The sequence below is a fragment of the Ezakiella coagulans genome (genome assembly GCF_003096635.1).
GTDB lineage: Bacteria > Bacillota > Clostridia > Tissierellales > Peptoniphilaceae > Ezakiella > Ezakiella coagulans.
Map to the genome: position 1 here is coordinate 110,867 of NZ_QEKV01000004.1, position 13,091 is coordinate 123,957.

Below are 13,091 nucleotides of genomic sequence, written 5' to 3' on the forward strand. Positions count from 1 at the left end.
AAGGAGCATTCTATGGAAATATTAAAAATAGAAAATTTAAAAAAGATTTATGGCAAAGGGGAAAATCTTGTAAATGCTGTAGATGATGTTAGTTTTTCGATCGAAAGAGGGGAGTTCATTGCAGTTGTTGGACCGAGTGGTTCCGGTAAGTCGACTCTCCTACATTTAATTGGAGGGGTGGATCGTCCAAACGACGGAAAGATTTATATTGAAGGAACTGACATTTCCAATTACAACTCAAAGGAGCTTGCACTATACCGAAGGAGAAAGGTCGGTATCGTTTATCAGTTTTACAATCTAATTCCAAATTTGACTGTGAAACACAATATTGAGTTGCCACTTACGCTTGACGGAAGGCGAGTGAATGAGAAGCTTTTCGATGACATTGTGACCAAACTTGGAATTTCAAAAAAGCTAAACAACTTTCCAAGCGAACTTTCGGGTGGTCAAAATCAAAGGGTTGCAATTGCAAGAAGTTTGATTTACGAACCGTCGCTTTTGCTATTGGATGAACCAACGGGAAATCTGGATCGCAAAAACTCAAATGAAATAATTGAAATTCTTAAATATTTCAATCACACTTCGAATCAAACAATAATTCTTGTTACACACGACGAAAGTGTGGCACTTGAATCTGATAGAATCATAACTATTGTTGACGGGAAAATAGCAGGAGATGAGATTAATGAATAAAAAGAATTTCCCGATTTTTATATCTCTACTTATAATGAGCGTGTTCATTACATTTATATTTTATCAAGGATATTCAAATATAAATTCCAACAAAAAATTAGTGCTTTCAGATAACTACTATCATGCCGAAATTGGAGAAAAGCTCACGCCGGAAGAAATAAAAAAATTAAACAATGTAGAAAATGTGGTTTTAGCAGGTGGAGTGCTCCCGGAAAATACTTCAGCGTTAATAAATGAATCAAGGATTGCAATTTCTTACGAAGATCAAGATGCGATAAATATGCATGAATTTTCATATTTATTGGATGGAGAGTTTCCGAAAAATACGAATGAAATTTTGCTTTCAAAAGATGTGTGCGAAAAAAACGATTTAAAAATAGGTGGTAATGTCGAAATAAGTTTTGGAAAAAGAATTATAAACGGAGAAGAAATAAATCCGATAGACTCAGTTATAAAAAATGAAACTTTTAAAACCGAGTTTACGAAAAGTTTAAAACTTGTCGGCATATATGAGAATCAATATAATAAAAATTCAAAAATCGCCTATGGACTTATGATGCCGGATGTAAATATGAGTCTTGTGCCGGTTTTAAAATTCAAGGATTTTGTGCATGCATATAAGAACAGTCAATCAATTGAGTCAAATATAGATGAAGTATTGGGTCGAACAGAGAGTGTAAGGTTTAACCAATCACTTGTGCATTATTACAGCGCGGACAGAGATTTCACAACAAAAATTGCATCAAAAATTGTAACAATATTCATTATTTTAGTAACAATAATTTTGTTTGTATTTTTTATAAGAAATCTTTTCAAGGTTTGGGCAATCAAAAAAATAAAAGAACTCTCTGTCTATAAGTCAATTGGCTCGACGGATTTTCAAATCTATAAAATGCTTTCTAAGGAAGCGGTTTTTATTTCTATAATTCCGATATTAATCGGACATATTATAGGTTTTATTGGAATTTTCTTTTTGTTTAAATATATACGCGGAGTTGATGCGCCTTCAATATTTATAAAAGTCGAATTTAACTCAGTTTTGAGTGTTGTTATTCTTGCGATTTCATTTATCGTGGTTTTGCTTTCGATAATTTCTCCTGCACGGCAAGTGTCCAAAATCAATATAATCGACGGCATAAAAGGAAATATAGATTACAAAGAATCTAAAAAGAGAAGGAGCGAAAACATTTGGGCGGAACTTAGTAAAAACAATCGAGCAAATTTAAAATCGCAAAGATATATTTCGTCAATCGGGATTATAATAATTTCATTTTTCATTGTTGCATTATCAATCAACTCATATTTTAATGATTACTACTTTTACGATGACGGTTACAATATTTTGGTACAATATTATAGTCGGAAAAATCAAATTCCAACCGTTTTTGAAAAAATCATTAATGGAGTTCAAAATGACAAGAGTTATATTTCGAAAAAGAAATACATCTCAGTGAAATATGATTTTGATTTATCGGATGAGGCTATCTCTAATAATGTTGATAAAAATCTCAAAAGATATCTGAAATCTAAAGAAAAAGAATCGCTCGACGGATATGTAATTGCGCTTGATGACGATGCATTTAAAAAGTTGGGCGGAGAGAAGGGTGAAATTTTACTCTTTAACAATGTGCAGACGGATATGTATGAGCCGAATTACAAGGCAAAAATGGTTTCGTATATAGATGAGCCGGATGAACTTTCAATAAAACTTTATAATGGCGAGGAGAAGAAAATTCATATTGACGGTATTATAAGTGACAGAAAAGACTTTGAAACATATTTTAGACCTTATGTAATTTTAATATATACGGATTTTGATGAATATTTTAAACTGTTTGGCGAAAAAAGTGAGCCGCGGTATGAAGGTTCGTCGTTTGTGCTGAGACTACACACAAACGATTTGAATTCTAAAAAACTCGAATCATTTATCTCGGAGACAATTAATGAAAACTTGTCGAAAGGAGAGAGCTATGACTATGAAATCGGAATGGAAATTCAGGAAAAGCAAGAAAAGTCTTCGCAATTGTTTAAACTTATTGTGCTTGTAATCTCAGCGATAATAATCATTCTAAATATAACAAATGCATATTCGTCAATCAACCTCAGCCTTATGAGTAGAGAGAGGGAGATAGGTTGTCTTTATTCGTGCGGAATGGATAAGAAAATGATTCACACGCTATTAAGAAAGGAATTTATTGTGGAGGAGATAAAATCGTTTGTAATTGCAGTTGTTACAACGTTTGCGTTTATGTTTATTTTGTCAGCACTCTCGGATGAATTTAATTTCAAAATTTTACTCAAAGAATATGGTTATTTAGAATTCTTAATCTCGTCAGTGCTCGTTTATGTAATAAATATTTTTATTTATAATATAACTCTTCGAAAAATTTTACAAAAACCGATTATAGAAATTATAAAAGAAGAATAAAATAAGCCCGATTTTATCAGGCTTTGTTTGTAAAAATATTTCTCGTTCTGTCGGTATAACGCTTGCGGTCATAGAACGCGTGATAGACTTCTGTGAATTTTTCGTTTAGATAAAAGAGTTCTCGAGATTTTTCGGGAACTTTTTTTATGTCCGAATGCTTCAAGATGAGTGCATCTTTATTATTTATTTCCAAAAGTTTTTCGATGCCTTTTTCGCTTGCGGCGAGAGGGCGAATGAATTTTGTGGCCTTGTGGTTTATATAGTCGCTGTTTTTCATTCCGATTACCGCCTTTAAAGTTTCCCTCTTTATGCGGGAGCGAGAGAGCCTTTTGTGGTATGCGTTTTCAATAAATTCGTCGAAATTTTTTGAATTGAATGCAGCAGTTTGTATGCGTGTGACGTCGGAGTCGTCCAGATTTTCGAATTCTCCGTTTATTGCGGCAATCAAGATCGACGAAAAGATTTTGTCATTTGCGTTAAAAAGCACCCCTCCTTCCGACTTAATTTTTTCCCGTATCGGACTTGCGCTAAATCCTGTAAGGTCTGTGCTGTTGTAGTCGCTCACAACGCGTTCTATCGGAAAGAATCCGATTTCTTTCGGAAGATTTTCGATATATTCTATAGCAAGCAGGTCGTTACTTTCAGGATATATCCCGAATTTTTCTCGAATTTCTTCTCGAAGAAAAATATTGTACGAGATTTTGTCGTCAAACTTTTCGAGAACTTTTCTTTTTTCCGAAATAAATTTTGCGGCACCGGATAAAAAGTTTTTGTCAGCGTGCTCGGCACCAAAGAAAATTTGGTCGATGATTCCGGTTTCGGATAATATTCGCACGGACTCTTTTGAAAACACTGTCGCACCGTTTAAGGAGTAGATTGCAGGAAGTTCGAGAACAATGTCAACTCCGGCGTCAACTGCGGTCTTTGCACGTGTCCATTTATCGAAAATTGCAAATTCACCACGCACTGTGTAGTCTCCGCTCATAATTGCGACAATTGTTGCGTCCGGAAATTGTTCGCGTGCTTTTTTTATTATGTACTTGTGTCCTTCGGTCGTCGGATTAAACTCCGCAACAATTCCAAGTGTCGTCATAATATCCTCTCTTTCACATATAATTATATAATTGAAATAAATTAATTGCAAGTTTATAAAAAAAACTACCACGCAAACATGTTGACTCACTACATTGTTTGTCTAATAATATAATTAGACAACATTTCGATACACTGCGATAAAGTAAGTTGATAATTAAATTCTGGCTGTTTGCGGTCTATTAATCTTTAATGAAATTTTAATATTTCTTTAGTGTGTATTATGCAATTTTAATACAAGAAGATAAAGCTTAAGTTAATTAGATATATATGATACTACTAAATATGCTTTAAATATAGGAATTAAAATGGAAAAAAGTAAATAAGGATTTTAGAATAGTTATATTTATATAAAACATACAGTTTGACACGATATTAGTTAAATCAGATGATGAATAAATTAAAATAAAATCTTGATAGTAACAACAATGGCTCATTAAATTAGGCTGGAATTAAAACCATTAAAAAAATTAATTTAGAAAGTTCGACCTTTGGAAATGTAAAAGCAGATCAAGAAAAATCTACAAAAAATAGATGAAGTTATTTCTACAAAATGGCTCTTGACAGGGTTATAGGATGCGGAAATGATAAAAGCGAATCCGTTTATGATGATAGAAGATTATTAGTTTTTTAACGTTTTTATAATAGGTTTCTAAACTTGACATACATAAGAACATTGACTTTAATAATAAAAGTGTATATAATTTAAGTGTAAATAATTAAAGTTATACAATATAAATACTATTAAAGAGTTAATTCAATAGGGTTAATTAAAATATTGTAAGGAGGCGAAATTGTGGATAACATAAACTTAGACTACCAAATGAAAGAGAGGGTATACCTAGCTAATAAAAATAATCCATACTGTGATGTATTGCCTTTTGAGCTGAAGATGAGCTTCCCAAAAGTAAACTATACTGGATTTTTTCCACAAAAGAATGAGGCAATAATCTATGTGGTTCCGGCATATTCATATGTAGAGAAGGAAAAAACAATGGGATATACTGGTAAATCTGCGGGTGTAAGCATGAGAGTTGCCAAAGGTTTAACTGTAAGAACTGGAGGTAGTGGTGGTAGTGTAGTGAGACAAAATGTTAGAGAAGAATTTGCAGGTGATTATATTATAACTAATAAAAGGATAATATTTGTTGCTGAGAAAGCTGGTTTTGAATATAAGCTTGATAAAGTGACAGCTGTAAAACTAACAAGTAGGGAGTCTTTTTATATTCAGTCAGGAAAACCTATAAAGAACATAAGGGTAGATAGTAGCGGATTAGCCTACGCTTATAGTTTAACTCAGACGGCAGTTGATAACTTTATAAATGATGTAGACTTATATAAAGATTTACAAATATCATTTAGTGAAGAACAGGAAAGATATTTATCAAGTGCAAGAAGTCAGATTAATGATTTTGCTAACAGGTCACAACTACCAGTTTATACAACAAAAACATATGATAAGAATGACTATAAGGATAATAAAAGGAAACCAAGAAGAAAGTTTACCTTAAAACAGATTATTATTATAGGGTTAATCCTTTTATTCACCGCATTTTTTGTAGATTTACTCACTTAATAAATAAAAAAACTTTGATGGTTCTGAAGATAATTTAGATAGAATTAATTTAGAGGTGTCTAAACTAGTTAAAACTGAAAATTATCCAAGAATATTTGATGATATTGATGATGTAAAAAATTTTTACGAAAGTAGAAGTGATAATGCTGTTAAAACAAATTGACGGTATCTAAGTAATGACTACAAAGCGGGAAAAGATAATGTTATTGAATACAAAAAAGCACACTCTTCTTTTTAGAAGATCCGAGTGACAATAATAGCTTAGGATATATAGAATTTTATATAAAAGATTCAAAATCCCAAAAATACACTTTAGATGAATGAATACAAATAGCTGTAGATTATTTACCTAAAAAATTTTTCTATGTTTATAAAGTTGATGCTGCATATAATATTAAGGGAATTAATACTTACTATATATGTGCATTCAGATTAAGTTATGAAGGGGTTGATTATGTTAACAGCACTAATAGTAAATGTTCATATTATTACAGTATGTATATATATACTGATGCTGATAACAAAGATATATCTAGAATAACTGGAAGATTAGAACAGATTATTTTCCATATGGAGATAGTGAAATAGATTGAATAAAGGAAAATACTGAGTCATGGGAAATTAATTTAAAAAATTATGTTAAATAATGATTATTGCATCTACGAAAGTAGATGTTTTTTTATTAAAGAATTCCCACAAAATACTTGAAAAATTTACTAAATCTAATACTTTTGTAAATTCTAGATATAAATTATCAGGAAGGTATCCTGCAAGTGGTATGATAGGGAATAATTTTTAATTAATGCTTATTTTTCGTTATTTCACTTGATTTTTATTCGCAATTGGTATATCATTATATGAGAGATTAATTTCAAATAAAGAAAGGGTGTTTAGATGAAAATTTTAGTAATTAATTGCGGAAGCTCAAGTTTAAAATATCAATTGATCGATATGGCAAACGAAGATGTTATGGCAAGTGGATTAGTTGAAAGAATCGGGATTGAAGGCTCGAAGTTGACACACAAGAAAGACGGAGAAAAGTTTGTAACAGAAACAGAAATGAAGGACCACAGAGTTGCTTTGAAACTTGTTTTGGACGAACTTTTAAACAAAGAACACGGAGCAATTTCCGATTTGAAGGAAATCAATGCTGTTGGACACAGAGTTGTTCACGGTGGTGAAAAGTTCAATGATTCAGTTGTTGTAGACGACAAAGTTTTACAAGAAATCAAAGAATGTTTTGCACTTGCACCGCTACACAATCCTGCAAACCTTATGGGAATTGAAGCTATTCAAGGTTTGATGCCGGATGTACCGAATGTTGTAGTTTTTGATACAGCTTTCCACCAAACAATGCCGGAAGAAAATTATTTATACGCTCTTCCTTATGAATATTATGAAAAATACAAGGTTAGAAGATACGGCTTCCACGGAACAAGCCACAATTTTGTTTCAAAGAGAGCTGCTGATATGCTAGGAAAGAAACGTGAAGATTTAAGAATCATCACATGTCACCTTGGAAACGGAAGCTCAATGGCTGCTGTTGACCACGGCAAGGTTATCGACACATCAATGGGTCTCACACCGCTTGAAGGTGTATGTATGGGAACAAGATGCGGAGATATGGACCCTGCAATTGTTACATTCATTATGGAAAAAGAAGGACTTTCTCCAAAGGAAATGGACAATGTTATGAATAAGAAGAGCGGTGTTTTAGCTCTTTCAGGCATTTCATCTGACTTCAGAGACATCGAAGCTGAAGTTGGCAAAAACAAGAGAGCGGAAATTGCTCTAAATCAATTTGCTAACCGTGTAAGAAAATATATCGGTGCATACGCAACACAAATGGGTGGCGTAGATGTAATCGTATTCACAGCAGGTGTTGGTGAAAACTCAATCGAAATGAGAGAACAAATTCTTTCAAAACTTGAATTTATGGGCGTTAAAGTCGATAAAGAAAAGAACAATGTTAGAGGAAAAGAAGCTATCATAAGCACAGACGATTCAAAGATTATTGCTATGGCAATTCCTACAAATGAAGAACTTATGATTGCAAGAGATACAAAAAGACTTACGGAAAATAAATAAGCTATTGACAAACACAAAAAAATAGTTTATAATATCCTATTGACTGATAAATTTTTAGGAGGTGTAATTTATGGCAGTACCTAAGAGAAGAACGGGCAAAGCTAGAAAGAACAAAAGAAGAGCTTCATCCTACACTCTTCCAAGAGTTAGCGTTATGAAATGCCCGGAATGCGGAGAACCTAAGAGACCGCATAGAGTATGCCCACACTGTGGATATTACAATAAAAGAGAAGTTATAACTGTAGAACAATAATTTGTTTGGGAGCCTTACTTTTGATGTTAAAAGTACGGCTCTTTTTTACGCTTGAAATAATATGATTTTTATCATATAATTATTATATATGGAGGTCGGTATGAAAATTTTACTTGATTCGAGTGGTCTTGATAAAGGACCCGACATTGTCATTGAGGCTGCCAAAAAAGCCAAAAATGATTTAAATATTCAAGTTGCAATTGTCGGTCTTCCCGATTTGAAAGAAAAGGTCGAGGAAGCGGGCATTGAGTTTGTACCGGCTGAAACAGAGATTACTCCTAATCACGAAAATCCGGCACTTGCAATCAGAAGAGAAAAGACCAGCACTATTGTTGTCGGACTTAATCTTTTGAAAGAGGGCAGTGTGGATGCTTTCGTTTCAGGAGGAAGCACCGGAGCAGTTCTTGCAGGCGGTATGCTTGTTGTAGGAAGACTTCCGGGCGTCAAAAGAGCGGCACTCTCGACTTATGTCCCGACAAAAAAAGGATATGTCGTTTTGATAGATATGGGTGCTAATGTCGACGTCACGCCGGATGTGCTTTATTCATTCGGGGTTATGGCAAAATGTTATGCGGAGTCGATTTTAAATATCGAAAATCCGAGAATTTCACTTTTAAATAACGGTGCCGAAGAACACAAGGGCAACGCTCTTACAAAGGAAGCATATCAGCTTTTCAAAAACAGCGATTTGAACTTTGTCGGAAATATGGAAGCAAGATATATTTTTGACGGAGATGCGGATGTTGTCGTTATGGACGGCTTTGCGGGAAATGCAATTGTCAAGGCGCTTGAAGGCGGTTTTAGATTTACAAATTATCTTTTGAAAAGTGCTGCTAAAAAAAGTTTCATAACAAAAATCGGTTTGGGACTTGCAAAAGCGGGCTTAAAAAAGGAAATGAGCATATTGGATTCTTCACAATATGGCGGTGTGCCTCTTTTGGGGCTTAAAAAACCGGTCATAAAAGCACACGGAAGTTCCGATGCTAACGCAATTTACAATTCGATTATAGTTGCGAAAAACACTATTGAGTCCAACATGATTGAAAAGATAGAAAAATCGTTTAAAGGAGAAGAATAATGGATATTGAAAAAAAGATTTATGAGTCTATAGCTTCACAATTTGGCGTTGAAGCAAACACTCTGAATGAAAACACTTCATTTAAAGAAGATTTGAATGCGGATTCGCTCGATTTAGTTGAACTTATCATGGCTCTTGAAACAGAGCTTAATATCGAAGCGGATGATGATGATTTAGAAAAGATTGAAACAATCGGCGATTGCATTAAGTTTGTTAAAAAGAGCATTTAAGAAATGGTAATTTATCCGGTGGGCATATCTACCGGATTATTTTTTGAAGTTGAGGGATTATTTTGTTTCTAAAAGAATTGACCATAAAAGGTTTTAAAAGTTTTTTGAATACAACAAAGCTTGATTTTTTTCATGGGGTTACTGCTATTGTCGGACCAAACGGAAGCGGCAAGAGCAATATTTCCGATGCCATCAGATGGGTTTTGGGAGAAACAAGTATAAAAACTCTTCGCGGAAACAAGATGGAAGATGTTATTTTCACGGGAACGGATGATATCAAGCCGGTCGGATTTGCGGAAGTTGAAATAAAGTTCAGCGAATGTGAACTCGAAAGGTTTCCATATTCTGAAATCGTTGTTTCAAGAAGAGTGTACCGCGACGGAGAAAGCGAGTACTACATAAATAAAAATAAGGTGAGACTGAAAGATGTGCGTGAGCTTTTCATGGACACAGGTTTGGGGCGTGACGGCTACAGCATCATAGGTCAGGGGCAAATCGACAATGTTCTCTCGACGAAGCCTGAGGACAGACGTTTTATTTTTGAAGAGGCAAGCGGAATAAGCAAGTTCCGTTATAAGAGAGAAGAAGCACTCACGAAAATAAAGAACGCGAATGACGATCTCGACAGACTCACTGATGTTTACAGCGAAATAAAAAAGAATTATGAACGCTTGAAGACGGAAAGTTCAAAAGCGAAAGAATATACAGAGCTTGCAATTGTAAAAAAAGATTTGGAGCTCGATTTGATGTACAAAAATTTAATCAAAAACGCCGAAGACAGAAAGAAGCTTATCGATTCTATTGAGATTTATGAAAACGACAAGAAACGTGAAAACGATAACATCGTCAAGCTCAAAGAAGACTCGAAAGAAATCGAGAAAAAAATCGACGAACTTTCAATTGTAATCGACAATGTATCAAAAGAGAAAATGGAAGTCATCAGAAGTTTCACCGAGTCAAAGGGAAACCACAGGCTCGAAGCTGAAAATATCAAGAGACTCGAGTCGGACATTTCAACTTTCAAGAGCACAATCGAGACGAATCTCGAAAAAATCGAGCAATATAAAACTGCGAACAAAGAATTGGCAATTATTTTAAATTCTACGGATGACGGCGGACTATCAAGTGACGAAAAGGAAAAGAGAACAGAACTTTTAGAAAAGTTAGATGCGATGTCGAAAAATCTCGAAGCTCTTAGAGACAAGATGATGAGCGAAAATCTTTCGTACAACAAAAGTAAACTCGATTTTGACTCGAACAAGAAGCGTGAGGAGTTTTATGATGAAAGAATCGAAAATCTCGAAAGTTCTCTCGAAGATTTAAAGAGTACGCTCGAAATTTCGAGAAAAGATTTCGAGGATTTATGCGAAAGTCTGGAGAAAAAACATGAGTCATTAAAAGAACTCGAAAGCACGATAGGCGAATCTCGAGAAACTTTAGCACGCATGCAAAAAGAGACTCAGGAGTTTAATAGAAATAAAGAAAATCTCGAGAACAAAATCAGAAACTATAAATATGAACTCGCACTAAAGAACAATATTTTAGAGCAGTATCAACTTTCGGGTTTCTCTAACAAGAAAGTGAACGAAAAGTTTAAAAATGACAAGGGCTATCTTGCCGAAGTCACATACAATATCGATGTCGATTCGAAGTACACAAAGGCGATTGAAACTGCATTCGGTGCAAAACTGGGCTATATAATAACGAGAACGCAAGACGATGCAAAGGAAATGGTTGAATTTTTAAAGACGAACAAATTCGGAAGGGCGACATTTTTACCGCTCGAGCTTTACAACAAGCCGACAAATTTCAAAGCTTTAAAACCTGACGAAGACTGTCTCGGTTATGCGGCGGATCATGTTAAAACAAGTCCGGAACTCGAGAATCTTATCAGGAGTGTTTTGGGACCGATTGTGATATTTAAAGATTTAAAAAGTGCGACTTTAAAACGCCGTGAATATAATTCGAGCATCGTGACGCTTGACGGAGAGTTTCTCCACTTTTCCGGCTCTATTACGGGCGGTGAAGGGAAGAAAGAGCAAATCACACCTCTCTCTATCAAAAACGAAATCAAGGCGTTAAAAACGGATTTAAACGCGAATGAAGAGGCTCTTAAAAAATTGGGCGATGCCGAGGCACTTATAAATAATTTCAACAGCTTTAAAGAGAAGTACGACTCGAGTGTTCGAGATTATGAAAATTATAAAATTGAATTTGCCAAAGATAAGAACGAGAAAAATCTTATGGAAGACAAACTCGGCGCACTTGAAGAGAGAAAAGCCGGACTTTTGGAGGAATTAAAAAAGATTCATGCCGAAAAGAGCTGGATTTTGATTGATGAGATTTCGGACGAAGCGTACAATAAATCGAAGACGGAATACGAAAACTACAAGTCCGAGTTCGAGAAATTCAAGGAGTCGGCCGACGAAACTTTGAGGGAGTTAAACGAAAAGGAAAACAATATAAAGCTCTTTTTATATAAAAAAGAAAACGCACAGTCGAGAATCGATGAGAACAATTTGCAAGTTAAGAATTTGGAAATTGAAAACGGAAATCTAAAGAAGACTCTCGAAGAAAACAAGAAAATGCTCGAAGAAAAGGGAGAAATAAAAGATTCACTCTTTAAGAGTATGACTGAGTTTGAAGAAAAGGAAAAATTAATCGATTCAAAAACGAATGAACTTTATAAAGAACGAAATGAGCTCAGAGCAAAGTTTGAAACTCTCTCGATTCAAGAGGACTCGATAAGAGAAAACATTACGGGGATAAACGAAAAGATAAATTCCGATAATTTAAAAATAGCGAGAATAGATGAAAATCTCGAGATTAAAAAGAATGATTTATTGAATGAATATAATATTTCATATGACGAATTTATCTCAAGCGAAAGAGAAACAGCGTCTTTAAGAGAACTCACCCAAAATATAAACGAAATCAACTCAAAGATTGAGCTGATGGGACCGGTTAATATGTCGGCAATTGCAGGATATAAAGAAGCACTTGAGAGAAAGACTTTCTATGAAAAACAAATTGCCGATTGCAAGGATTCGATTGACGACTTGCTTTCGATTTTGAAAAAAATAAATCGCGATATGAAGTCGCAGTTCAACGAGGCATTTGTAGAAATAAGAAACAACTTCAAATATGTTTTTGAAGAACTGTTTAACGGCGGAAAGGCGGACCTCACGATGACGGATCCTGATGATCCGCTGAACACAGGAATTCAAATTATTGCAAAACCGCCCGGAAAGAAAGAACAACAGCTTAGCCTTTTGTCGGGCGGAGAAAAAACATTGACCGCAATGGCACTTCTCTTTGCATTCTTAAAACTTAAACCGTCACCATTTTGTATACTTGACGAGATTGATGCGGCACTCGACGACGCAAACATCATGCGTTATACAAATTTCTTAAGAAAGTTGAGCGAAGACAGTCAATTCTTAATCATCACGCACAGAAAACCGACACTCGAAGTTGCGGACACAATTTACGGTGTGTGCATGAGAAAGAAGGGTATAAGCGATATCATAAGCATGAGAATTGAAGAATATGAAGAAGAATAATAAATAATAATATTTTGATGAAAGCGGCAGAGATGTCGCTTTTTTTGTGTGTATAATGATTGAAAAGAAATATATTTTAATGTATAATTA

At 34.5% G+C, this 13,091-nt stretch carries 9 protein-coding genes; 8 read left to right on the forward strand and 1 reads right to left on the reverse strand.

The genetic code is table 11. The features are described 5' to 3' along the window. Positions 1-12: 12 nt before the first annotated feature. Both C7381_RS04390 and C7381_RS04395 read left to right on the forward strand, forming a co-directional pair. Positions 13-693, forward strand: a complete 681-nt coding sequence (locus C7381_RS04390; protein WP_116480029.1) for an ABC transporter ATP-binding protein — start codon at positions 13-15, stop codon at positions 691-693. Next, complete coding sequence (locus C7381_RS04395; protein ID WP_165803591.1) at positions 686-3,121, forward strand: ABC transporter permease; 2,436 nt, start codon at positions 686-688, stop codon at positions 3,119-3,121. Before C7381_RS04390 ends, C7381_RS04395 begins: the two co-directional genes overlap by 8 nt. 16 nt (positions 3,122-3,137) lie before the next feature. Here C7381_RS04395 and C7381_RS04400 read toward each other — a convergent pair whose 3' ends face one another. Continuing rightward, positions 3,138-4,214: a nucleotidyltransferase family protein gene (locus tag C7381_RS04400; RefSeq protein ID WP_116480031.1), complete on the reverse strand. Its 1,077-nt coding sequence runs from the start codon at positions 4,212-4,214 to the stop codon at positions 3,138-3,140. Between the two features lie 795 nt (positions 4,215-5,009). On the opposite strand from C7381_RS04400, the gene C7381_RS04405 reads away from it, so the two are divergent. From C7381_RS04405 to smc, 6 genes are all read left to right on the forward strand, one after another. Beyond that, positions 5,010-5,789: a hypothetical protein gene (locus tag C7381_RS04405; RefSeq protein WP_116480032.1), complete on the forward strand. Its 780-nt coding sequence runs from the start codon at positions 5,010-5,012 to the stop codon at positions 5,787-5,789. A gap of 894 nt (positions 5,790-6,683) precedes the next feature. Continuing rightward, the gene (locus C7381_RS04410) at positions 6,684-7,877 is read left to right on the forward strand and encodes an acetate/propionate family kinase (RefSeq protein ID WP_116480033.1); all 1,194 of its coding nucleotides are present in this window, start codon (positions 6,684-6,686) and stop codon (positions 7,875-7,877) included. Positions 7,878-7,947: 70 nt separating this feature from the next. Then, positions 7,948-8,130: a 50S ribosomal protein L32 gene (rpmF, locus tag C7381_RS04415; RefSeq protein ID WP_034545278.1), complete on the forward strand. Its 183-nt coding sequence runs from the start codon at positions 7,948-7,950 to the stop codon at positions 8,128-8,130. A 100-nt stretch (positions 8,131-8,230) separates the two neighbouring features. Continuing rightward, a complete protein-coding gene (plsX, locus tag C7381_RS04420) occupies positions 8,231-9,208 on the forward strand; it encodes a phosphate acyltransferase PlsX (protein ID WP_034545276.1) in 978 nt (325 codons plus the stop codon). Continuing rightward, complete coding sequence (acpP, locus tag C7381_RS04425) at positions 9,208-9,438, forward strand: acyl carrier protein (protein ID WP_034545274.1); 231 nt, start codon at positions 9,208-9,210, stop codon at positions 9,436-9,438. Before plsX ends, acpP begins: the two co-directional genes overlap by 1 nt. A 62-nt stretch (positions 9,439-9,500) precedes the next feature. After that, complete coding sequence (gene smc / locus C7381_RS04430) at positions 9,501-13,001, forward strand: chromosome segregation protein SMC (RefSeq protein WP_165803592.1); 3,501 nt, start codon at positions 9,501-9,503, stop codon at positions 12,999-13,001. Positions 13,002-13,091 lie beyond the last annotated feature (90 nt).